The organism is Lysinibacillus sp. FSL L8-0126, from assembly GCF_038630385.1.
GTDB lineage: Bacteria > Bacillota > Bacilli > Bacillales_A > Planococcaceae > Lysinibacillus > Lysinibacillus fusiformis_D.
Genome location: NZ_CP152028.1, coordinates 3,751,558 through 3,774,105, shown reverse-complemented (window position 1 = coordinate 3,774,105; position 22,548 = coordinate 3,751,558). Strand labels below are relative to the sequence as shown.

Here is a 22,548-nt window from a genome sequence, read left to right as displayed (position 1 = left end):
AAATCATACAGGTGTATACTTTTATTCGTAAATCAAGTATACTTAGCCTCAGAAAACGGGACAATGTTCAATTTTCGTCTATATGTACAACTTTGAACATTGACATATCAATGTGTTCAACTTTAGAAAAATATTTTAGGAGTGCAAAAAAAATGAGTGGGAAAGCAGAATACAAAAGCGCAATTCGCTCAAGAAAAATGATTAGGCACGCATTTGTAGAATTAGTGCTGGAGAAGGATTTAGAAAAGATCACCGTAAAAAATATTGTTGAACGAGCTGAAGTAAGTAGAGGAACATTCTATGCTCATTACTCGGATATTTTGGCGGTTATTGAGGAAATTGAAAATGAACTAATGGGCAAAATGGTAGAGTTTCTGAATGATTTTAAAGCGGTCGAAATCATTCAAAATCCGATGCCTTTCTTTTTAAAAATGGTGGACTTTTTACAACAAGATATTGAATTTTACCGAAAGTTAATCTTTGTACAGGGGGCCTCTTGCTTTGTCGTGAAATTAAAAGACATTCTGATCGAGAAAATCATTAGTTTTCAAGAAACTATTCATCCCAGTCAAGAACGTCAAGAATTTGTATTACGTGTCCATTTCTTAGTAGGTGGGCTAATGTCGATGTATCAAGATTGGTTAGCAGGAAAATTCGATTGTTCATTAGAAGAACTCACAAAGTCCATCAGTCGAATGATGATACAAGGGCTACAATCTTATACGTTCAAATAAAGTGCTATTTACTGCAAAAAAGAAGCTGCAATCACAGCTTCTTTCATATTTACCTCTATACATCAGCTAGCTTTTGGCCATAAGCACTTGCATAAATTGCTTAATGAATTTGAGCTTGTAAGAGGAAAATCTATTTATGCCAAAATATTCAATGTAAATTCAGCGAAAAAACAACGAAGGAATCATCAAGATCGAAATATCATTTTCTAGCATAGGCATTTTTGGAAGCATGTGCCAACACCATTATATTTCCTTCACCATGTTCATATTAAGCGTGGTCACTCCGAAAACTAGTTAAATTGGCCATTAAATAAGAAGGAAACACCCCTCTATACATTTAATAATTTAGATCAATAGCAACCAAGATAGCTTAGATGACTACTTGATTTTCACAATTATCTTCCCCTTTGCCCTTCCAGACTCAGCATATTCCATCGCTTTTTGAGCTTCTTCAAATGTAAAAGTTCGATCAATGACGGGTTTGATTTTACCAGATTCAATATAGTCCGCAATTATACGTAATTGATCACCGCTTGGCTTCATAAATAAAAAGGAATATTGCGCATGATGCTTCTTTTCAAGTGCAGTCAGTTTATAACTTGCTGCTGAAAATAATAAGGTTTTGAAAAATCCTGAACCATTTTCTTTAGCAAAACGGGCATTTGGCATGCTAGAAACAGAAACAATTTTCCCTCCATTTTTGATGATCCCGAAAGATTTTTCAAGCGTCTCACCCCCAAGTGTATCAAAGACGGCATCATAATTTCCCAATATCTCTTCAAACTTCTCTGTCTTGTAATTGATCACTTCGTCTGCACCAAGAGATGTGACTAAGTTTGCACCAGCTTCACTAGCAGTTGTTGCTACTGTAGCACCCATTACTTTAGCCAGTTGAATAGCAAAAGTACCTACACCACCAGACCCTGCATGAATTAAAATCTTTTGTCCTTTTTGTAAGTGCATGATGTCATGTAATGCTTGATATGAAGTCAACCCAACGAGAGGGATGGATGCAGCTTCCTCAAAGCTCAAGTTTTTAGGTTTTAGGGCTATATCATCTTCATGTATTGCGATAAATTCGGCAAAAGTACCGATTTTACTTTTACGTGGACGTGCATATATTTCATCGCCCACTTTAAAACGAGTTACTTTTGTGCCAACCTTTACCACAACTCCCGAAAAATCATTTCCAAGGATTAGAGGCATTTTATATTGTATTAACAACTTCACTTTCCCATCGCGTATTTTAAAATCAATAGGATTAATACTAGCGGCATGAATTTCTGCAAGTATCTCATATTCACCAATTTCAGGTGTAGGTATTTCTGCTAACTGCATCGGGGCTTTGCCATATTGATTGATAACCATTGCTTTCATCGTTTATTCCTCCAAATAACTTATCGTATTCTCAATAAAATTCCTTTAATAGCGTCTCAATATCCGTAACAAGTGTTTTTAGTAAACCTAATTTTGTGCGTATATCTATATAATAAAAGTTTTTTGTCCCTTCTTTACGCATTAAAATAACACCGGCATCACGTAAAATTTTAAGGTGATGTGACACAGCAGGTCTAGAGAGATGGGTTTGTTCTGTGATTTCGCCTACACGTAATCCTGTTTGACAATCCGTAGCCATTAACACAAGTAAAATAGATTGACGTGTTTCATCACCAATGGCCAATAGTACCTTTTGACAGTTGATAAAATTTTCTTTAATGGTGTGTAGTTGGTCCTGTTTAGTCATGTAAATAATCCCTCCTTTAATTAGTTGAATAGTTTAAGTTATTGAACCATCCTATGGATACAACCATAAAGTACAATGCTATTCTGTGCAATATTGAGAAAGAAAATCGAGACGAATCCAATCTTTGGAGGTGAATTCTTTCTCGACAACAAAAAAACACAGAAGTCACATGGACCTCTGTGTTATTTGCTTTCCTTAATGAGTGCCTTCATATCTCCAACAATAGTTTCAACTGGTACGTTTGTCGCGCCATCATAGTCTTTTACAACTGTGCCGTCTGCGTTCACTAAATAATAGCTCGACATATGTATGACTTGGTCTGAGTTTGGATCATTTTTGACTAATGAATTGAATGATTTACGTGCAAATTGTTCGATAAATTTTTGTTGATAGCCCGTTAATAGCTGCCATTTGCTTTCATCGACAACATTATACGTATTTAAATAGTTCGTTAATACCTCAGGCTTATCCACCTCTGGATCTACACTAAATGCGACAATTTGATAATCCTCAAGGCCTTCATCCTGTAGTGCTTGCTGGACCTCTGTCATATTAAATGTCATTGGCGGACAGATCGTCGTACAGTTTGTAAAAATAAACATTGCTAGCCAAGGCTTACCTTTTAAATCATCTAGGCTCACTTGTTCATTTTTTTGATTCATTACATTGAAATCTTGGACCTCAATGTTTACAGATGGCTCAAATTTGTAGCTTCCGCAAGCAGCTAAAATGCTGCTGAATGCTAGAACTAAAACGAGCAATATACTTTTCTTTTTCATTTGTGGTACCACTTCCCTTCATTTCATCATCTTATTTTATTCATTCTAGAAGCCAAATACAAGATAATGGACTTACCCCCAGATTGCTATTTGTATAACATGTGAACATTAACTAATTCTGGTATTTCATTACACTACATCTTCCAAATGACACATCCTTTTCAAAATTTTTTTGAAAGCTTTTTTTTATTATTTTCGTTATTTCCCAAGAGAAAGAACAGTTGTTATATAACAAACTAGTTCTACCTTTTACACTTCTCTGGGTTTTAATAGAAGAATAATAAAATACAGAAAATTCTCTTTTGTGAGTATATTTTCTCCTACATTCAACTTTATCAGCAACAAACTATTTCAATAATATTATTTCACTCGAAATTCTCGTTCTCTTTAATACCATTTTATTCTATTAAACACTTAATATTTCTATGTTATTTCTACGTAACTAAACTGACTAAAAATTATAAAAACTCAAAATTTAGTATTGCATTATAAGAATATCCCCCATAAAATAAGTGAATATAACGACGAAAGAAAAAGAAATATGTCGTTTAAAACAGAAATATATAACTTTAGGGGGAATAATAATGGCGAATGTTTCTAGTGAAAAACAGGCTCAATCAATTGATTATCATGCAATTGAGGCAATGGAATCGTTTAATACCTTTGTGAAAAAGAAAAATACCTTTCTTTTCTCGATTACAGCAGTGTTTCTAATTCTTTATATTTTGCTTCCGATCCTTGCCTTCCAACCTGTACTACAACAAAAATTATTCGGAAATATTACGGGTGTATGGGTATATTCTGCAGGGTTATTTATCATGACCATTGTGCTCTGTACAGTATATGTAAAAAAAGCTGCTTCATTCGATAAAGCTGCGGCTGCTGTGCTAGCCGAGTATCATGCGAAAGGTGGTAACTAAATGAATATTGTATCTGTAGGTTTCTTTTTAGCCATTGTTGGATTAACACTTGTCGTTACCTATATTGCAGCAAAACGCACTTCCTCGGCTGCTGATTTTTACACAGCCGGTGGTGGATTAAAGGGGTGGCAAAACGGCTTTGCGATTGCTGGTGACTATTTATCAGCAGCTGCCTTTCTTGGGGTGTCTGGTGCGATTGCCTTAACTGGTTTTGATGGTTTCTTCTTCTCTGTTGGCTATGTTGTAGCAAATTTAGTGCTTCTTTATGTCATTGCTGAGCCTATGCGTAATTTGGGGCGTTACACATTAGCAGATATGTTAACGGCTCGTTTTAATGAAAAACGAATTCGTGGCGTGGCTGCATCAGGTACGATTATTATTGTGATTCTTTACATGATTGCACAGCTTGTAGGTGCTGGTGCATTAATTAAACTACTATTTGGAATTGAATATTGGATTGCTGTGTTAATTGTCGGCGTTATGATGACAACATATGTATTGTTTGGCGGCATGACAGCAACTTCGTGGGTACAAATTATTAAAGCAAGCTTGTTATTATTTGGGACAGGTCTATTAGCGGTATTAGTGTTAATGAAATTTGATTTCTCTCTTATGAAAATGTTTGACACAATTGCAATGGATCATGGGGAAGAATTCCTTGTGCCAGGGATTAAATACACAAGTACAATCGACTCCGTTTCGATGATGATGGCGTTAGTTTTAGGAACATCAGGTTTACCACATATTTTAATGCGTTTCTTTACCGTAAAAGATGCCAAGACAGCACGTTCTTCTATTTCTTGGACAACTTGGATTACAGCTATTTTCTTCTCACTAACGATCTTCTTAGGGTTCGGTGCGCTAAACTTTGTTGGATTAGATCAAATTCTTGCTGAAAGTAAGGCTGGTAATACGGCTGCCCCACTTCTAGCGCATTATTTAGGCGGAGATGTCTTGATGGCATTTATTGGCGCCGTAGCCTTTGCGACGATTTTAGCTGTTGTGTCAGGCTTAGTGTTAACGGGGGCTTCTGCTATTTCTCATGATATTTATGGAGAAATCATAAAAAGAGGGAAATTAACTGAAAAGCAACAGGTTGTAGCTGCACGTACAGGCTCTATTTCGATTGCGATTGTGTCTATTATTCTTGCATTGTTTGCCCAAAGCTTAAATGTTTCGTTCCTAGTATCCTTTGCCTTTTGTATCGGTGCCTCAGCCAACCTACCTGTGATCCTTTATACAATCTATTGGAAGAAATTTAATTCCACAGGAGCTGTAACAGCTATGGTAACGGGTTTAGTGTCCTGTTTAATTTTAGGCGCAATGGGACCGAATGTCTGGAGCCCCGTTGAAGGTGCAGCCATCTTTGTTGGTCAACCGCTTGTACCACTTGCTGTTCCTGCGATTATTACGATTCCATTAGGCTTTATTGCTGGGTACCTTGGTACAGTTTTGACAGCTAGCAAAGTACCACAGGAAGAAGCTGAACGTATTTATCAAGAAATTCGTGTGAAAGCGAATACAGGCGTATCTGTTTCTGATATTTCTCATTAATATTTATTCACCTCTTGCATAATGAATTCCAATTCAAAAAATGCAAAAAAATAGGCAAAAAATTCGATTTTTCATCGAGTTTTTCGCCTTTTTTGTTATTCAATATCTACTAATTTATTTATTGAACAATACTATTTCTCTTCCAAAAAACAGAAAAAATCCAATTCCCACTAGGTAAATGGTGTTTAATTTTAATTGAAAAAACAAGATTTTCTTGTAAATTTACCCTTCTATTTTTGTCAAGAATCTAGATTTCCCTTTGCTTTATTTATTTATCTGAATTTTCTAAAACCCCCTATATTCTTGAGTTTGTGCCATTTTTTCTCTCTCAGGACTATTTTCTGAAAAATTTTTTTTGCATAATTTTTCTGAAATGTATTGCAATTTTGTGAACTGTTTCATAAAATGAAAATGTGAATTCACTAAACTAGCAAAATCAAGTCTTGAGGTAGAAAAAATATACACAAAATGGGGAATGTTAATGGCGAACAATCAGGCAAAAAAAGGTATCGTGATTGACTATGATGCAATTGCAAACCAAGAATCATTTAAATCTCTTGTACGCAGAAAAAATTCTTTTCTTTGGTCTATAACTGTCATATTTTTATTGGCATACATGTTGTTACCAATTCTGACATCGTACACGACAATTCTACATCAAAAGGCATTTGGGGAAATTACTTGGGTGTGGATCTATGCAGCGGGGCTATTCATCATGACATGGGGGTTATGTCATTTATATGTAGCTAAGGCAAACAACTTTGATAGAGAAGCAAAAGCGATTATCGCTGAATACGAAAACGGAGGTGGCCGCCGATGAGTAACGGAATGAGTTTTACAGCCATATTCTTCTTCGTAGCCATAGTTGGTTTAACATTAGTTATTACATGGTGGGCATCTAAACGTACATCTTCCGCAAGTGATTTCTACACGGCAGGTGGTGGCTTAACAGGCTGGCAAAATGGACTAGCTATCGCTGGAGACTATTTATCAGCAGCCTCTTTCCTAGGTATCGCTGGTGCAGTCGCATTATTTGGATTTGATGGATTCTTCTTCTCTATTGGTTATTTAGTAGCTTACTTAGTGGTGTTATACATCGTTGCTGAGCCATTACGTAACCTTGGGAAATTTACATTAGCTGACATGATTACAGCGCGCTTCAATAATGCAAAAGTTCGTGGAACAGCTGCTTTAAGCACGATTACAATTGTTTTATTCTACATGATTGCACAACTAGTTGGTGCAGGAGCACTTATTCAATTACTTTTAGGAATCGATTACTGGGTCGCCGTGTTAATCGTAGGTTTTATGATGACAACTTACGTATTATTCGGTGGTATGACAGCGACATCTTGGGTACAAATCATTAAAGCTTGTCTGTTAATGCTTGGTACAGTGATTATTTCGTTCTTAGTATTAAAAGAGTTCGGCTTCAGTATCTCAACAATGTTTGCAGAAATGACAACAGCTACTGATAGTGGTGCTGCGTATTTAAATCCAGGTTTAAAATACACAAATGGACTTGATACAATCTCTATGTTAATTGCCTTAGTATTGGGTACTGCGGGTCTTCCACATATTTTAATGCGTTTCTTCACAGTAAAAGACGCAAAAACAGCTCGTTCATCTGTTATTTGGGCAACTTGGATCGTAGGTATCTTCTACGTTCTAACAATTTTCTTAGGTTTCGGTGCAGCAGCATTCGTTGGAAAGGAAGATATTATCGCTGCAAACGCTGCTGGTAACATGGCTGCCCCACTGCTTGCAGAAGTACTTGGTGGCGACATCCTATTCTCATTCGTTTGTGCGGTAGCATTTGCAACAATCCTAGCGGTAGTAGCAGGTCTTGTACTTTCAGGTGCATCTGCCCTATCTCATGATATTTATGGACAAATTATTAAAAAGGGTAAAATTACAGAAAAAGAGCAAGTTCTTGCAGCTCGTATTGGTTCCATTACAATCGCTGTTATCTCTATCCTATTAGCACTTGGCGCACAAACATTAAACGTTGCATTCTTAGTATCTCTAGCATTCTGTATTGCGGGATCTGCTAACCTTCCAGTTATTATCTATACAATTTATTGGAAACGCTTTAATACAGCTGGTGCTGTAACGGCGATGTTAACAGGTTTAATTTCTGCATTAGTGTTAGTTGCTATTTCACCAAACGTATGGAATCCAGTTGAAGGTAAGGCGATTTTCGTTGGTGAACCACTAATCATGTTAACGAACCCAGCCTTAATCTCTGTACCACTTGGTTTCCTTGGTGGTTTCATCGGCACATTACTTTCTAAAGAAACGGATGACGCGAAGTATCGTGAAGTTGACGTTAAAGCAAACACAGGTATTTCTGTACAGGACGTATCTCACTAATCACTCAACACCCTCGTAAGCATCTCGCTTACGAGGTTTTACTTTTTCTTCCCTATTCGCTACTATAGAATGAGAAAAAGATTGGAGGTTATGCTCATGTCACAATCAAGGGCTAAAAAGAAACGGATGCATGTTAAACGAACTGTCGGCAAGGATGTTGAAAAAAACCGTCAATCTATATCCTTCAGTACACACGAGCGCATAACAAAAACAAAGAATGAGAAACTCGATCATGATTTCACAAAACATAAAAAGCAGTATAAGGACGACTAACGTTCCCTATACTGCTTTTTCTTTTAAAGCCGATAGAAGGCATTGGTGTTTTGCGTGATAATTTGAGCCACTTCCTGTGTCGACAACCCCTTGATGGACGCTATGACCTCAATGGTCGAATGCATCATCCACGGAGATGTACGCTTATTTGTAAACGGTCCTTCAAAAGGCCAAGGACCATCCGTTTCTACCATCATTAGTTCAATGGGATAAGCTTGTATCAACTGTTGAATTTCTTGTTCATACAAACAATCAGGGGTGATCGAAATAAAATAGCCATGCTGAATCATGCGTTTCACCACAGCCTCATCCCCTTTAAACCAATGAAAATGTGCTTGGCGAAGCTGATGTTTGTCAAGTAAATCACAAACGATGCTAGCATCCTCATAGACAGCGTGTAACACTATTGGCTTATCCAATTCCTTTGCCAAGACTATAAAACGCTCTAATAGAGCCACATAGAGTCGGTCATCTATCGTTTGCTGTTGTCTTAAATAATAAGGTAAACCGACCTCACCAACAGCTACCATATGTTCTTTATGTGAACGGATCCAATCAAATAATGCCTCCTCATCGCTTGGATTTGGTAAAGGCTGTTCTGGATGAAAGCCAAAAGCGGCTTTCACTGGCTGATAGTTATTCGATAAATGCAATGTTCTTTTACAGGACGACAACTGCATGCTAACCGCAATCACCGTCTCTACCTCTTCAAGTAAGGCTGGAATTTCCTCATCTCGATACTGATCCAAATGAATATGAGCATCAATCAACAAACATATCACCCTTTTCTTCTTGTAAGTACATAAATAATTGTTGCTTTAACTCGGTGAACGTTGCTGAATGACGAATTTCCTCTTTTCGGGGTCTTTCAAAAGGCACAATGATTTCCTTTTTAACCGTCGCAGGACGTTTGCTTAAAACAAGGATCCGATCCGCTAAAAAGAGTGCTTCCTCAATACTATGCGTGACAAATAGTATTGATTTACGATAGGCTTCCCAGATGGATAATAGCCACGCTTGCATTTCCAGTCTGGTGAATTCATCCAGTGCAGAAAATGGTTCGTCTAAGCATAAAATCGGCTTATCACTGACCATCGCACGTATAAAAGATACACGCTGTTGCATGCCGCCTGACAATTCGTTTGGATAAGCATGGATAAATGAACCAAGCCCCACCTTTTCAAGCCACTCTATAGCACGTTCAGCATTTGGTTGATGCTGTAATTCCTCTACGAGTGTGACATTCTCTAAAATCGTGCGCCAAGGTAGTAGACAAGGCTGCTGAGGCATATAACCAATCGTTCCTCTTTTTCGCTGAATGTCCTCTTCATTTAATAAAATGGACCCTTGATCAATCGTAGAAACGCCACCAATTAATTGAAAAAGGGTACTCTTACCACTGCCAGAGGGACCAACAATGGCCACAAACTCTCCAGCTTTAACGTCAAAGGATACATCTTCAAGCACTTGCAGGGTATCAAAGGATTTAGCGATGTTTTGAATGCTGAGCATGATAGCCTCTCCCCTTCACCATGAATTTTTCAAGTAAGCGAATACTGCTAAACAACAGTAAGCTTAATAAAACAATCGCAAAAATGGCTACGAATACACGATCAGTGCGGAACGAGGACTGTGCTAAGGTCATATAAACGCCTATTCCTTTTTTTGCACCAAGCCACTCCGCAATAACAGCGCCCATCACACTATACGTCGCAGCAATTTTTACACCTGAAAAAATCGTTGGGTATGCATGAGGCCATTCGAGCTTCCAAAAAGTTTGCGCCTTTGTAGCACCAACCATGGCAAAATAATGCTTTAACTCAGGTGCTGTTTGCCGAAATCCGTCCATTGCCGCAATAACAATGGGGAAAAAGCACACGAGGCAAATAATGATGAGCTTTGGTAATAAACCAAAGCCAAACCAAATAATGAGCAATGGCGCTAAGACAAGAATAGGGATATTTTGCGACATAATTAAAATCGGATAAAACAACTCCCGAATAAATGTAAATCGATGCAAGACAATCGCCACCATTAATCCACAGGCAATGCCAATGGCAAGTCCTAATAAGGCTAATTGCATCGTAGCCCAAGCATGTGGTAAAAAGGTTTGATAGGCTTTAAAAGCTTCCAACAAAATACTACTTGGTGCAGGTAATAACCAATGAGGAACTTCAGCCACATGCACAATGAGCTCCCACACGAATAAGAGGAAGGCGATAAAAATAATCGTCCTTCCCTTTTGCAAAGCTTGTTTCATTACTGGTATTTCTCCGTTAATGTATCCATTGTTATACCAGTTGGCTGATATAATATTTTCACTTGTGTAATGACATTGATAGCACCAAGCTCAATCATCTTGTCATTCATTTTTTCAATGATTTGCAGCAACATTGACAGCTCACCTTCCATCGTCGTTTCCAACGGATGTACCTCATATTTCACACCAGCAGCATCTATCACAGCAATCGCCGCATCGACATACGGTATAACATCCTCAAATTTCTCTGTTTTTGGAATGATTTGAACACTGATTAATGAATTCGCCATCTTATTTGGCCTCCTTTTTAGGTAAGAAATCATTTGTAAAGGCTTGTTTCGCATTAAATTCGCCCTCTAACACGTTGTTGCTAGACATCCATTTTGCATAGTTTTCCCATACAGAAAGCTTTTGCTCTCCCCATTGCTTGGCATCATCCTGATATTTATCGGCTAGCCATTCCTGACTTTTATGCACTAACGCTTGATCTAAATCGGGAGCCGCTTCTATTAAAATATCAGCCGCCTCACTTGGATGTGCTATGGCGTATTCATAGCCCTTCGATGCAGCCGCCACAAACGCTTGAACTAGGTCAGGATTGTCCTGGATCATTTTTTCATTTGTAGCTAGAACAGGTGTATAATAGTCCAGCTGATCACTATAATCTGTTAAGTACAGCATATTAATCTTTTCACCCCGTAGCTCAGCTTCAATACCTGTCCACGCGTAATAAATCCAAGCAAAATCAATATCCTTTTGCATCATCGTGAAAAAATCTAAATCTCCTGCATTGACGATATCTAGTTTATGAATGTCTGCCTTTTCTGTTTGCATCAATGATTGTAGGACAGCTTGCTCTAGTGGAGCCCCCCAACCGCCATAGGTTTTACCTTCGAAATCCTTTGGTGATGTAATACCTTTTGATGCAATAGAAGCAAAGCCAGATGTATTATGTTGAATAATAGCAGCAATGGAGACAAGAGGCACATCTTGCACACGAGCCTGTGTAATCCCTTCCTGATAGCTCACACCAAACTCTGCCTTTCCAGAAGCAACAAGCTGATCGGCTCCTGCCTCCCCAGGCATAATAATGTCAACATCTAAGCCCTGCTCCTCAAAATAACCGAGTTTTTTTGCGACATACAGCCCTGTATGATTCGTATTTGGTGTCCAATCTAAGACCACTGATACTTTTTTCAGCTGATCAGTAGCCTGCTTGTCCTCCTTGTCACTACAGCCCACTAACGTTAAAAGTGCAGCCACTAGAATAAATAACCATTTTTTCATGCGAAGTCCTCCCAGTTGATAATGTGAAAGTGTTCATGGTTGAATGTTGTCACCAGAAAGAAAGCGTATGCGTTTGGCAAGATATTGCTTGAAAACATAAAAAAACGCCTAGGATTCCTCCCAGACGTATTGCAATCAATCTTCAAAACTTTGCTTTTTTGAATAGATGTTCCCTACGCTGGTACGAGCCAAATCAGGTTCAAAGGGTCAGCGTCTATCGGACACAATCTCAGCTAGCAACTACTAGCCCCCCTACATTCTTGTGCTATGAACTTTTCGTTGATTATTATACCCATAGTTACGCTAAAATGACAAGATGCTATTTTTGACTAACGACTGCTCTCGTAAAAAAACCCAGCACTCCTAAGAGACTGGGCTTATCATTAGCTTAGTTTCTGTTCTTTTTTAGCCGTTAAAACATGGGAAATAGCCCCATCTGTTGCAATATCCACTTTAAACGAACCGTTGGAATGGCGATCAGCACGCGTCAATGTTTGGACATCAATGAGCTCTTGTACACCTTTTTCCGTTTCAATCACTATTTGCTCCTCATTCGTTGCTTGAATAACTGCCACAATACGGTGAGGATTTGCTTTTAATTCTGTTAATACTTTTAGACCACGTTTTGCACGACTTGCCACTTCAACTTCTGCAACATTCATTTTCTTCACGGCTCCACGCTGTGTGACGATTACCACATATTGTGTAGCATCAGGCTGTAGCACATTGACACCGACTAAGGCTTCTCCATCCTTTAGCGTGATGCCTTTGACACCGCCTGTTTTCACCCCTGTAACTGGTAATTCTTCCAGTGGGAAACGAATCGCATAGGCTGTATCCGTTGTTAACATCAGTTCCACATCATCTGTCACAAACGATGCAAAGATCATCGCATCGCCCGCTTTAACATTCATTGTTTTTATTGGCTTCGAATAACGCGTCACCGCATAATCTGCCAGTGGGGAGCGTTTAATTTGACCATCTTTTGTAGCTGTTAAAATATACGTATTTGGCTGTTCGAATGTTTCAAAGCCATACACTGCAATAATAGACTCATCTTCCCCTGTTGGCACAATACTTGAAATATGCTGTCCAAGATCCTTCCAGCGAATATCAGGTAGCTCATGAACAGGCTGGTAAATATAATTGCCTCGATTTGTGAACAGTAACAGATGATGCTGTGTATTTAAGGTTGCTTCATACAATAAGTAATCCGAATCCTTCATCGCAAAATCCTGACCATTGGAAGCGGCATGTGAACGTGTGGATGTACGTTTAATATAGCCATCCTTTGTCACCGTCACCACAACCTCTTCACTTGGCACAAGGACATCTAGCGTAATTTTAATTTCTTCTATTTCCTGCTCAATTTTCGAGCGACGTGGCTCTGTGAAGCGTTTCTTAATCTCTAGTAACTCTTGTTTAATGACACGTACAAGCTTGGCTTCACTTTGTAAAATTCCTTCTAGCTTCGCAATCAACTTATTTAACTCGTCTTGTTCTTGACGAAGCTCTGTAATGTCTGTATTCGTTAAACGATATAATTGTAAGCTAACGATCGCCTCGGCTTGTACCTCTGTAAAATCAAACTTCGCTTGTAAATTAAGCTTCGCATCCTTCTTATCGTTAGAAGAACGGATTGTCGCAATCACTTCATCTAAAATGGAGAGTGCTTTAATTAACCCTTCTACAATATGAGAACGATCCTTTGCCTTTTGTAAATCATAAATCGAACGGTTCGTCACCACTTCTTTTTGATGCGCAATATAGGCATCTAGCAATAATGGCAATGTCATCATCGTTGGACGACGATTATGAATAGCAATCATATTAAAATTATAAGCTACCTGTAAATCTGTTGTTTTAAATAGGTATTGTAAGATTCCTTTTCCCGGAACATCTTTTTTCAGCTCAATTACAACACGTAAGCCTGTACGGTCTGATTCATCTCGGATTTCCGCAATACCCTCTAAACGTTTATCTACACGTTGCTCATCAATTTTTTTCACAAGATTCGCTTTATTCACATCATATGGTAATTCCGTGATGACAATTTGCTCTTTGCCACCCTTGATCGGTTCTACTACGGCTTGCGCACGGACAATGATTTTACCTCGACCTGTTTCATAAGCCTTTTTGATGCCATCTACCCCTTGGATAATCCCACCTGTCGGGAAATCCGGCCCTTTAATCACAGTCATCAACTCATCTACTGTCACGTTCGGCTTGTCTAAGCGCATTAACACAGCATCTAGCACTTCATCTAGCGCATGCGGGGGAATATCTGTTGCATAGCCAGCCGAAATCCCTGTAGAGCCATTGACTAGTAAGTTTGGAAAACGTGCAGGTAAAACAGTCGGCTCCATATCTTGATCATCAAAGTTTGGTACAAACTCGACCGTTTTCTTGCCAATATCTCGTAGCATTTCACCAGCAATAGCAGACAGTCTCGCCTCTGTATAACGCATCGCAGCTGGAGGATCACCATCAACCGAACCATTGTTACCATGCATCTCAATAAGCATATGACGTGCCTTCCAGTCCTGACTCATACGTACCATTGCTTCATAAACAGAGCTATCACCGTGCGGATGGTAATTACCGATTACGTTCCCGACAGTTTTTGCGGATTTTCGAAACGGTTTATCCTGTGTATTGCCTTCTGTAAACATTGCATATAAAATACGACGCTGTACTGGTTTAAGACCGTCACGTGCATCAGGCAACGCGCGGTCTTGAATAATATATTTACTATAGCGACCAAAACGATCACCCATCACTTCTTCTAGCGGTAAATCTTGAAACTTTTCTGTACTACTCATGCTTGGTCCTCCTCTTGTTGGATGAATTCATTTTCTAAAATATTTGAATCATCCTCCATACCGAAGTCAACATTGGCTTCGATCCATTTACGACGCGGTTCTACTTTATCACCCATTAACGTCGTGACACGTCTCTCTGCACGTGCACCATCCTCGATTGTGACACGAATTAATGTCCGTGTCTCAGGGTTCATTGTCGTATCCCATAGCTGGTCAGCATTCATCTCACCAAGACCTTTATAGCGCTGCAATATGTAACCCTTTCCAACTTTCTGGATGGCCTTTTGTAAATCGTTTTCTGTCCAAGCATATTCAATCACTTCTTTTTTACCAGTACCTTTTGATACCTTATAAAGTGGTGGTAAAGCGATATAGACTTTGCCTCCTTCAATGAGTGGACGCATATAACGATAGAAGAACGTTAAGAGCAAGACTTGAATATGTGCCCCGTCCGTATCCGCATCCGTCATAATCACTACTTTATCGTAGGCTGAATCCTCCACAGCAAAATCCGTGCCAACACCTGCTCCAATCGCATGGATAATCGTTGATATTTCTTCGTTTTTCATAATGTCCTGTAGCTTGGCTTTTTCTGTGTTGATGACCTTACCGCGCAAAGGCAAAATCGCTTGGAATGTACGATCACGACCTTGTTTGGCAGAACCACCTGCAGAATCACCCTCAACTAAATACAACTCATTCTTGGCCGCATTGCGAGACTGAGCTGGTGTTAATTTGCCTGATAGAATCGTACTACCTTTTTTGCTTTTCTTGCCATTCCGAGCGTCCTCACGCGCTTTACGAGCCGCTTCTCTTACTTGCTGCGCACGGATTGCTTTACGTACAAGAGAAGCCGATAACTCTGCATTTTCCTCTAGCACATACAAAATTTGCTCAGACACTACGCTATCTACGGCAGAGCGAGCCTCACTTGTACCAAGCTTGCCCTTGGTTTGTCCTTCAAATTGTAATAAATGCTCTGGAATACGAACAGACACGATTGCTGCTAAACCCTCACGAATATCTGTCCCTTCAAGGTTTTTATCCTTGTCCTTTAGCAAGCCGATTTTTCTTGCATATTCATTAAATACACGCGTCAATGCCGCTTTTGCACCCGTTTCATGTGTGCCGCCATCACGAGTACGTACATTATTAACGAACGACAAAATCGTTTCTGAATAACCATCGTTATATTGGAAAGCGAATTCTACTTCAATATCATCTTGTATGCCTTCTACATATTTCACAGGATGAAGAACATCCTTTTCTTCATTCAAATACGCAACGAAAGCTTCAATGCCATTCTCATAAAAGAATACATCTTGTTTGCCTTCCTCGCGCTCATCGATTAATTCAATTTTTAAGCCCTTTAATAAAAAGGCTGATTCACGTAAACGTTCTGCTAACGTATCATAATTGAATTTTGTGACAGAAAAAATCGTTTCGTCTGGTAGGAAATGAACAAGTGTACCTGTTTGCTTCGTTTGCCCAATTTCTTCAAGTGTTGTGACAGGATGTCCACCATGCTCAAAGCGCTGACGATACTTTTTACCATCACGATGGATCGTCACCTCTAAAAATGTTGATAGTGCATTAACTACAGAGGAACCTACACCATGCAAGCCACCACTTGTTTTATAACCACCTTGTCCAAATTTACCACCTGCGTGTAGCACCGTAAAAATAATTTCAGGGGTAGGTTTACCCATTTTATGCATACCTGTTGGCATCCCACGGCCAAAGTCGCGCACACTCATACTTTGATCCTTATGAATTGTGACAATAATATGAGATCCAAAGCCGGCCAGTGCTTCATCCACCGCATTATCTACGATTTCATACACAAGGTGATGAAGTCCACGGCCATCCGTTGAACCGATATACATGCCAGGTCGTTTGCGTACCGCTTCTAATCCTTCTAATACTTGTATAGCGTCATCATTATAAACGCTAGTTGACTGTTTATTCGTCAAAAAATTCCCCTCCAAAAAACAAACACATGTTCTATTTATGTTCTCATCCTAATAATAATAGCATTTCCTGTCAATAGCTAGCGACAGGTCCATTAAATTTTTAAAATTTGCTCACAGTTTTGATCATCTTTATCAATAGTAAACATCTGCAACAGTTGCTTAAAATTGGTATTTAAGCAGGGCAGACTGCTACTAGTATCCATAAACGTTTGACGCATAGTAGCCGATTTAGTTTCAGCATACATAGAATCTAGTTCAGTGTAAACGCTACAATGTTTATTACGGTTAAACTGGATAAAGTTAGACTTCTATTCTACCAAAGGAATGAAGGATTGACAAAATTGCCTTTTTGCCTATATTTTTATAAAGGCTTTTTTTCACTTTCTAGAATCTCATGTCTGAAAGCCTACCCCTTATTAATAGGTTTTCTTTTGTATTGAATTCAAGGCTCCTAATGAAATCTCCTTCATAACATTGTAGATTAGCAAGAAAAAGTGTAAAATACTTGTTACAAACTATTAGTACCAAGTGATGGACTATGAATGAAAGGAGTCCAGCTATGATCAATGGACTTATTATTTTATGTGCTTATCTAATCGGCTCTATACCTTCTGGATTATGGATAGGTAAAATTTTTTATAATACCGATATTCGTGAACACGGGAGCGGTAATCTTGGTGCAACCAACACATTCCGAACATTAGGGAAAAAAGCAGGTATTGTTGTAACCGTAATGGATGTGCTCAAAGGAACAGCTGCGGTTTTATTAGTAGCACTTCCCGTTTTCTCTGACAGCACACTGCATCCCTTATTACTTGGTCTTGTTGCCGTAATCGGTCATATGTTTCCAATCTTCGCCAATTTCCGTGGTGGAAAAGCAGTGGCAACATCCGCAGGTGTTTTATTAGGCTATTCGTGGCCACTCTTTGTCCTATTATTTATTACCTTTATTGTGACATTAAAAATCACAAAGATCGTCAGCCTAACATCGATGATAGCCGCTTTAGTAGCACTTATCTATGCAATCGTTTATTATTTTGTTACGGGTGACTTTGCATTAGGCATCTTGGTAGCCTTTTTATTTACCTTTATTATTTATCGTCACCGTGCCAATATTACACGTATTAAAAACGGCACTGAGCCAAAGGTAAAATGGCTTTAGGAAGAGAGGAGCATTCGAAATGAACATTGCATTGACAGATGAAGCACTCCAGTGGTTCAAACACGAAATGGAAGTAGAACCAGGTGATACGATTCGTTTTTATGCACGCTATGGTGGCTCTAGTCCTTTTCATGAAGGTTTTTCACTTGGCATGACTCGTGAAGAACCTATTGCTATAGGCGTACAGACAGTGGTTGATGATGTAACCTATTACATTGATGAGAAAGATCTCTGGTTCTTTAACGATCACAACTTACATGTTGACGTTGATGCTAGTAATGATGAATTGCAATATGACTATCGTACATAAAACAGTCTATCCTTTCAGTCCATGAAAGGATAGACTGTTTTTTTATTTGGCTCCATCATGCCAATAGTTAGATTTTCACCCTCACCTCGTTTATCTCTCAAAAAAATTGTCCACTCTATAAATAATGAGCGTATATTTGAGGAGGAAAACACATGTCTATGTCTAACAATATCGATACCTCCCCATCCCATACAAACGATTTGTTGTATACATCCCTAGCTAAAAATAAAAAAATCATTGAACAGGCGCTTGGTCACAGTAATGACATCATCATACGTGAAATCACAATTGGTGAATCTACCCCTCATAACATCGCTATCATTTCGATTGATGGCTTGTCAGATAAAACGACAATCTCCGATTCTGTTATTGATAAGCTTATGGCAAATATCGAGGAAGAACAAGACATTGAAATAACGACCATTAATCAATATGTACGAAACTCCTATTTAACAGTTGGGGATGTGTCGAATATCGAGCATTTCACAACACTCTACAATGCCATTCTCAATGGGGAAACGGTTATTTTATTAGATGGGTTTGCAGAAGGGATTGTGACAAGTACCAGAAGTGCAAAGGATCGAGCCGTTACAGAGCCATCGACTGAATCTGTTATTCGAGGTCCTCGGGAATCCTTTACAGAAACCATACGTACCAATACAGCGCTCATCCGTCGCAAAATAAAAAGCCCGAATCTCTGGATAAAGTCACGAGTTATCGGTGATGTGACACAAACAGATGTAGCGGTTATGTATATAAATGGCATTGCCAGTGACAAAATCGTCGCAGAGGTATTAGCCCGATTAGACCGCATTAATATCGATGGCATACTGGAAAGTGGCTATATAGAGGATTTTATTCAAGACTCTAAAAACTCTATGTTTCCAACAGTTTACAATTCAGAACGTCCAGATGTTATCGCTGGTGAATTATTAGATGGCAAAGTGGCGATTCTAGTTGATGGTACTCCCTTTGTCTTAGTAGTACCAGCGTTATTTACATCCTTTTTGCAATCAGCGGAGGATTATTATCAGCATTGGATGATTAGCTCACTTGTACGCATACTTCGCTTTTTTGGCATCGGTCTGGCATTAGTCGCGCCATCCTTATATGTGGCTATAACTACCTTTCACCAGGAAATGCTGCCAACACCAATGTTGATTAGTATTGCTTCACAAAGAGAAGGCGTTCCCTTCCCCGCAGTTGTGGAGGCACTCATTATGGAGATTGCCTTTGAGGTATTAAGGGAGGCTGGGCTTCGTATGCCTAGAACAATCGGCCCAGCGGTGTCTATTGTCGGTACTTTAGTTATTGGTCAAGCGGCAGTTGATGCGGGTGTGGTATCTGCTGTAATGGTCATTATTGTAGCTTTAACAGCAATTTGTAGTTTTCTTTTCCCTGCCTACGGTTTGTCGAATACGATTCGTGTGTTACGTTTCCCATTAATGATTTTAGCAGCTATGTTTGGTTTATTTGGTGTTATGTTCGGTATTATGGTCATTATTCTCCATTTATGTAGTATTCGTTCATTTGGTGTACCTTATTTAAGTCCATTTGCACCGTTAGTTTTAAAGGATCAAAAGGATGCCTTTCTTTTGTTCCCTCGTAGAAAGTTACTAACACGACCTCGTTTAGTTAATCAAAAAAATATTGTTAGAGGACATAAATATGTCAATGTAAAGGGCAGGAAATAACTACTGGATAAATGAGGAATGGAATATGGCAAAAATAAAAGTGATTTGCTTACTATGTATCCTCACTTTACTGTTAAGTGGCTGCTGGAGTAAGCGTGAATTAAATGAATTAGCCATTGTCGTAGCACTGGGTATTGACAAAATAGACGAAGAATATGAGATTACCGTTCAAATTGTTGATCCAAGTGAAATTTCGATGCGACAGGCTTCCACGCAACGCTCTCCTGTCGTTAGCTATCATTCGAGAGGCGAGACCATCTTTGAGGCAATTCGAAAAATGACAACCAACGCTGCCCGAAAACCGTATTTTGCCCATCTTCAAGTGGTTGTTTTAGGGGAAGATCTAGCAAAAGAAGGAATTAGTGATTCACTTGATTTAATTGTAAGGGACCATGAATTTCGTAAGGATTTCGATGTCATTATGTCTCATGAAGCGACAGCGAAGGAAGTGTTAAATGTACTAACGCCCATTGAAAAGATACCCGCTAATAAAATGTTAAATTCCCTTGATGTCTCTGAAAAAGCTTGGGGCGCCACAATAGCTGTCAATATAGATGAGTTAGTCAATACATTAACGAATAAACATAAAGGGGCATTAATTACTGCTATTGAAGTACATGGTGATAAGAAATTAGGTGTAGATCAAACAAATGTGCAACGAGTTAAAACGCCTGTGCTGTTGCAGTATGCAGGATTAGCGGTCTTTAAAGGGGATAAATATATTGGGCTATTGACTGAGGGAGAAAGTAAAAGCGTTAGTTTCCTGAATGATAAAATACAGAGTACGATCGAAATCATAGCCTGCCCAAAGAAAGGAACTCTATCATCTGAAATCACTCAATCCACAACAAAAGTGAAAGGGTCTTTTGATAACGGAATGCCGAAAATTGATGTCCGTATTAATGTTGAGCAGAACATAGGAGAGGTCGAATGTGATATCGATCTTACAAAAAATAAATCCATTGATTATGTCAATAAAAAAACAGCTAAGGGCATTGATGAACGAATTCAAAAAACATTGGAGAAAATACAACAGCAATATGAGGTTGATGTGTTTGGTTTCGGTGATGCCTTACATCGTGCAGATCCAAAACAGTGGAAAAAAATTAAGGATGAGTGGGCTTCCATCTTTCCAGATTTGGCGGTAGATGTGCAAGTGAAAGTAACGACACAAGGTTTAGGTACGATGCAAAATTCATTATTAAACAAGCCAAAGGAGGAGTAACGAAATGGTGCTAGCTGTAGCCATCTTTATCATTTCAATGATCCTAGCACTTATTTTTATACCAAAGCTAAAAAAGCAGCATGATTCAAAAACCATTGTCGTATTTTCTATTTTGCTTCTCATCGGAACGGCTTTGAATATGGGAAATGCGCTAAAAATCCATATTCCAAGCCCATTGGATTTGATTACCTTTATCTTTACACCAATTAAAGATTATATTGTGTCATTAACAAAATAGATAGAAGGATAAAAAATGGAGGGTTGCTCGATGGAAAAAGAGATTATTAGTTCAAGACAATTTACAATCATTACATTCCTCTATTCTATCGGAACGGCAATTTTAATTATCCCTTCTAGTATTACGGGTGCCGCTAAGCAAGATGCATGGATTGCCGCCTGCATTGGAGTTGTCCTTAGCCTGCTGGCCGTTAAATTATTTTTAACACTAGCCAACCAAACACCGTCACTTAATTTTGTAGAGGCAAATGAAAAAATTCTTGGTCGTTTTTTTGGAAAAATCACAGCCAGTTGTTTCCTAATCTTAACCTTTCTATCTGCTGGAGAATTACTCTATTTTATCGGTATTTTTATGAAAACCGAAGTCATGCCGGAGACTCCGACATTAGCATTTGCCTTGATGTTTAGTATTATCATTATGTACGCTGCTTATTTAGGCATTGAGACCTTTGCCCGTTCAGCAGAAATTATTTTTCCAGCATTTGTCTTTATTTTTATTTTTTTTATGGTTTGTATTACGCCTCAAATTCATTTTGAGAACATTCAACCCTTATTAGAAGCAACCAAAACATCTATGCTTTATAGTATTGCACGCTTTATGAGTATCTTTTCCTTTCCATTACTGGTGTTATTAATACTGTATCCTGCTGGTGTCAATGTACAGCCATCTGCACAGAAAGGGTTATATTTTGGGACAATCCTCGGTGGCATCGTCTTAATTACGTTGATTGTGCTATCGATTCTTGTTTTAGGACCTGAGAATACGTCATCTAGAACATTTCCTAGCTATGCCTTAGCGCAAAGAATATCGATAGGGAATTTTTTGCAGCGCATTGAAATCATCATGGCCTTTATGTGGATTTCATCCATTTATATTCGCACATTTATGTATTTCTATACGACTGTTGTCGGTCTTGCGCAAATTTTAAAAATCAAGGATCATCGCCCTCTCATATTACCGATGGGTCTAATTGTCATTGGGCTTTCTCAAATTATTCATCCAGACATTGTACATTCAACCAATTACAATAATGAAATTTGGCCAATCTTTTCTTTTATAATCACCATTTTATTACCGATACTTTTATTGATTGTCGCAGTTATACGAAATCGCAAAACCAAAGCTCAAAGTACCGAAACGCCTAATACAGAAACAACGAATGACAATCAAAAAGTCTAATTTCTTTTATGGTGAGAAAAG

Annotated in this window: 22 protein-coding genes and 1 riboswitch; of the genes, 12 read left to right on the top strand and 10 right to left on the bottom strand. The window is 38.7% G+C overall.

Annotated elements, in window-relative coordinates:
- Nucleotides 1-152: 152 nt before the first annotated feature.
- Nucleotides 153-734: a TetR/AcrR family transcriptional regulator gene (locus MHI34_RS18250; RefSeq protein WP_036126188.1), complete on the top strand. Its 582-nt coding sequence runs from the start codon at nucleotides 153-155 to the stop codon at nucleotides 732-734.
- Between the two features lie 378 nt (nucleotides 735-1,112).
- Here the strand turns inward: MHI34_RS18250 and MHI34_RS18245 are convergent, their stop codons facing one another.
- The 3 genes from MHI34_RS18245 to MHI34_RS18235 all read right to left on the bottom strand — a co-directional run bounded on the left by MHI34_RS18245 (nucleotide 1,113) and on the right by MHI34_RS18235 (nucleotide 3,257).
- On the bottom strand, nucleotides 1,113-2,111 hold the full coding sequence (locus MHI34_RS18245; RefSeq protein ID WP_342503741.1) for an NADP-dependent oxidoreductase: 999 nt from the start codon (nucleotides 2,109-2,111) through the stop codon (nucleotides 1,113-1,115).
- Between the two features lie 31 nt (nucleotides 2,112-2,142).
- Complete coding sequence (locus MHI34_RS18240) at nucleotides 2,143-2,487, bottom strand: metalloregulator ArsR/SmtB family transcription factor (protein WP_036126183.1); 345 nt, start codon at nucleotides 2,485-2,487, stop codon at nucleotides 2,143-2,145.
- Nucleotides 2,488-2,660: 173 nt separating this feature from the next.
- Entirely contained in the window at nucleotides 2,661-3,257 is a 597-nt protein-coding gene (locus tag MHI34_RS18235) for an SCO family protein (protein ID WP_036126181.1), read from the bottom strand.
- A 584-nt stretch (nucleotides 3,258-3,841) separates the two neighbouring features.
- Here MHI34_RS18235 and MHI34_RS18230 point away from each other — a divergent pair.
- From MHI34_RS18230 to MHI34_RS18210, 5 genes are all read left to right on the top strand, one after another.
- Nucleotides 3,842-4,177, top strand: coding sequence for a DUF485 domain-containing protein (locus MHI34_RS18230; RefSeq protein ID WP_058843543.1), 336 nt, complete (start codon nucleotides 3,842-3,844; stop codon nucleotides 4,175-4,177).
- On the top strand, nucleotides 4,178-5,731 hold the full coding sequence (locus MHI34_RS18225; protein WP_342503740.1) for a cation acetate symporter: 1,554 nt from the start codon (nucleotides 4,178-4,180) through the stop codon (nucleotides 5,729-5,731). It abuts the gene before it with no gap.
- A 481-nt stretch (nucleotides 5,732-6,212) separates the two neighbouring features.
- Complete coding sequence (locus MHI34_RS18220) at nucleotides 6,213-6,551, top strand: DUF485 domain-containing protein (protein WP_036125957.1); 339 nt, start codon at nucleotides 6,213-6,215, stop codon at nucleotides 6,549-6,551.
- A gap of 8 nt (nucleotides 6,552-6,559) precedes the next feature.
- Nucleotides 6,560-8,104: a sodium/solute symporter gene (locus MHI34_RS18215; protein WP_342504484.1), complete on the top strand. Its 1,545-nt coding sequence runs from the start codon at nucleotides 6,560-6,562 to the stop codon at nucleotides 8,102-8,104.
- 96 nt (nucleotides 8,105-8,200) lie between these two features.
- The gene (locus MHI34_RS18210; RefSeq protein WP_170829828.1) at nucleotides 8,201-8,377 is read left to right on the top strand and encodes a hypothetical protein; all 177 of its coding nucleotides are present in this window, start codon (nucleotides 8,201-8,203) and stop codon (nucleotides 8,375-8,377) included.
- A 23-nt stretch (nucleotides 8,378-8,400) separates the two neighbouring features.
- Here MHI34_RS18210 and MHI34_RS18205 read toward each other — a convergent pair whose 3' ends face one another.
- The 7 genes from MHI34_RS18205 to parE form a co-directional block, all read right to left on the bottom strand.
- The gene (locus MHI34_RS18205; RefSeq protein ID WP_141905741.1) at nucleotides 8,401-9,150 is read right to left on the bottom strand and encodes a TatD family hydrolase; all 750 of its coding nucleotides are present in this window, start codon (nucleotides 9,148-9,150) and stop codon (nucleotides 8,401-8,403) included.
- Nucleotides 9,140-9,889 (bottom strand): ABC transporter ATP-binding protein, encoded by a 750-nt coding sequence (locus MHI34_RS18200; RefSeq protein WP_342503739.1) that lies wholly within the window; start codon nucleotides 9,887-9,889, stop codon nucleotides 9,140-9,142. The genes MHI34_RS18205 and MHI34_RS18200 overlap by 11 nt, the downstream gene beginning before the upstream one ends.
- The gene (locus MHI34_RS18195) at nucleotides 9,864-10,637 is read right to left on the bottom strand and encodes an ABC transporter permease (protein ID WP_271909947.1); all 774 of its coding nucleotides are present in this window, start codon (nucleotides 10,635-10,637) and stop codon (nucleotides 9,864-9,866) included. The genes MHI34_RS18200 and MHI34_RS18195 overlap by 26 nt, the downstream gene beginning before the upstream one ends.
- The gene (locus MHI34_RS18190) at nucleotides 10,637-10,927 is read right to left on the bottom strand and encodes a thiamine-binding protein (protein ID WP_036125941.1); all 291 of its coding nucleotides are present in this window, start codon (nucleotides 10,925-10,927) and stop codon (nucleotides 10,637-10,639) included. Before MHI34_RS18190 ends, MHI34_RS18195 begins: the two co-directional genes overlap by 1 nt.
- 1 nt (nucleotide 10,928) lies before the next feature.
- Nucleotides 10,929-11,924: an ABC transporter substrate-binding protein gene (locus tag MHI34_RS18185; protein ID WP_058843539.1), complete on the bottom strand. Its 996-nt coding sequence runs from the start codon at nucleotides 11,922-11,924 to the stop codon at nucleotides 10,929-10,931.
- Between the two features lie 153 nt (nucleotides 11,925-12,077).
- Nucleotides 12,078-12,188: riboswitch (TPP riboswitch) on the bottom strand.
- 119 nt (nucleotides 12,189-12,307) lie between these two features.
- Complete coding sequence (gene parC, locus MHI34_RS18180) at nucleotides 12,308-14,746, bottom strand: DNA topoisomerase IV subunit A (RefSeq protein WP_058843538.1); 2,439 nt, start codon at nucleotides 14,744-14,746, stop codon at nucleotides 12,308-12,310.
- Complete coding sequence (gene parE / locus MHI34_RS18175) at nucleotides 14,743-16,719, bottom strand: DNA topoisomerase IV subunit B (protein ID WP_036117619.1); 1,977 nt, start codon at nucleotides 16,717-16,719, stop codon at nucleotides 14,743-14,745. Before parE ends, parC begins: the two co-directional genes overlap by 4 nt.
- Before the next feature lie 559 nt (nucleotides 16,720-17,278).
- On the opposite strand from parE, the gene plsY reads away from it, so the two are divergent.
- From plsY to MHI34_RS18145, 6 genes are all read left to right on the top strand, one after another.
- Nucleotides 17,279-17,881: a glycerol-3-phosphate 1-O-acyltransferase PlsY gene (gene plsY / locus MHI34_RS18170; RefSeq protein WP_036117616.1), complete on the top strand. Its 603-nt coding sequence runs from the start codon at nucleotides 17,279-17,281 to the stop codon at nucleotides 17,879-17,881.
- 19 nt (nucleotides 17,882-17,900) lie between these two features.
- On the top strand, nucleotides 17,901-18,191 hold the full coding sequence (locus tag MHI34_RS18165; protein WP_036117611.1) for a HesB/YadR/YfhF family protein: 291 nt from the start codon (nucleotides 17,901-17,903) through the stop codon (nucleotides 18,189-18,191).
- Nucleotides 18,192-18,343: 152 nt separating this feature from the next.
- Nucleotides 18,344-19,885, top strand: coding sequence for a spore germination protein (locus tag MHI34_RS18160; protein ID WP_036117608.1), 1,542 nt, complete (start codon nucleotides 18,344-18,346; stop codon nucleotides 19,883-19,885).
- A gap of 25 nt (nucleotides 19,886-19,910) precedes the next feature.
- Entirely contained in the window at nucleotides 19,911-21,110 is a 1,200-nt protein-coding gene (locus tag MHI34_RS18155) for a Ger(x)C family spore germination protein (RefSeq protein ID WP_036117605.1), read from the top strand.
- 4 nt (nucleotides 21,111-21,114) lie between these two features.
- Nucleotides 21,115-21,348: a hypothetical protein gene (locus MHI34_RS18150; RefSeq protein ID WP_036117602.1), complete on the top strand. Its 234-nt coding sequence runs from the start codon at nucleotides 21,115-21,117 to the stop codon at nucleotides 21,346-21,348.
- Nucleotides 21,349-21,378: 30 nt separating this feature from the next.
- Nucleotides 21,379-22,527 (top strand): endospore germination permease, encoded by a 1,149-nt coding sequence (locus tag MHI34_RS18145; protein ID WP_089932808.1) that lies wholly within the window; start codon nucleotides 21,379-21,381, stop codon nucleotides 22,525-22,527.
- Nucleotides 22,528-22,548: the final 21 nt, after the last annotated feature.

What these genes read in the sequence shown, in the direction of transcription:
- MHI34_RS18190 (WP_036125941.1), bottom strand. Translation starts at nt 10,927, where the DNA reads ATGGCGAATTCATTAATCAGTGTTCAAATCATTCCAAAAACAGAGAAA.
- parC (WP_058843538.1), bottom strand. Translation starts at nt 14,746, where the DNA reads ATGAGTAGTACAGAAAAGTTTCAAGATTTACCGCTAGAAGAAGTGATG.
- MHI34_RS18185 (WP_058843539.1), bottom strand. Translation starts at nt 11,924, where the DNA reads ATGAAAAAATGGTTATTTATTCTAGTGGCTGCACTTTTAACGTTAGTG.
- MHI34_RS18215 (WP_342504484.1), top strand. Translation starts at nt 6,560, where the DNA reads ATGAGTTTTACAGCCATATTCTTCTTCGTAGCCATAGTTGGTTTAACA.
- plsY (WP_036117616.1), top strand. Translation starts at nt 17,279, where the DNA reads ATGATCAATGGACTTATTATTTTATGTGCTTATCTAATCGGCTCTATA.
- MHI34_RS18220 (WP_036125957.1), top strand. Translation starts at nt 6,213, where the DNA reads ATGGCGAACAATCAGGCAAAAAAAGGTATCGTGATTGACTATGATGCA.
- MHI34_RS18165 (WP_036117611.1), top strand. Translation starts at nt 17,901, where the DNA reads ATGAACATTGCATTGACAGATGAAGCACTCCAGTGGTTCAAACACGAA.
- MHI34_RS18195 (WP_271909947.1), bottom strand. Translation starts at nt 10,637, where the DNA reads ATGAAACAAGCTTTGCAAAAGGGAAGGACGATTATTTTTATCGCCTTC.
- MHI34_RS18145 (WP_089932808.1), top strand. Translation starts at nt 21,379, where the DNA reads ATGGAAAAAGAGATTATTAGTTCAAGACAATTTACAATCATTACATTC.
- MHI34_RS18210 (WP_170829828.1), top strand. Translation starts at nt 8,201, where the DNA reads ATGTCACAATCAAGGGCTAAAAAGAAACGGATGCATGTTAAACGAACT.
- MHI34_RS18230 (WP_058843543.1), top strand. Translation starts at nt 3,842, where the DNA reads ATGGCGAATGTTTCTAGTGAAAAACAGGCTCAATCAATTGATTATCAT.
- MHI34_RS18235 (WP_036126181.1), bottom strand. Translation starts at nt 3,257, where the DNA reads ATGAAAAAGAAAAGTATATTGCTCGTTTTAGTTCTAGCATTCAGCAGC.
- MHI34_RS18200 (WP_342503739.1), bottom strand. Translation starts at nt 9,889, where the DNA reads ATGCTCAGCATTCAAAACATCGCTAAATCCTTTGATACCCTGCAAGTG.
- MHI34_RS18160 (WP_036117608.1), top strand. Translation starts at nt 18,344, where the DNA reads ATGTCTATGTCTAACAATATCGATACCTCCCCATCCCATACAAACGAT.
- MHI34_RS18150 (WP_036117602.1), top strand. Translation starts at nt 21,115, where the DNA reads ATGGTGCTAGCTGTAGCCATCTTTATCATTTCAATGATCCTAGCACTT.
- MHI34_RS18250 (WP_036126188.1), top strand. Translation starts at nt 153, where the DNA reads ATGAGTGGGAAAGCAGAATACAAAAGCGCAATTCGCTCAAGAAAAATG.
- MHI34_RS18225 (WP_342503740.1), top strand. Translation starts at nt 4,178, where the DNA reads ATGAATATTGTATCTGTAGGTTTCTTTTTAGCCATTGTTGGATTAACA.
- MHI34_RS18155 (WP_036117605.1), top strand. Translation starts at nt 19,911, where the DNA reads ATGGCAAAAATAAAAGTGATTTGCTTACTATGTATCCTCACTTTACTG.
- MHI34_RS18245 (WP_342503741.1), bottom strand. Translation starts at nt 2,111, where the DNA reads ATGAAAGCAATGGTTATCAATCAATATGGCAAAGCCCCGATGCAGTTA.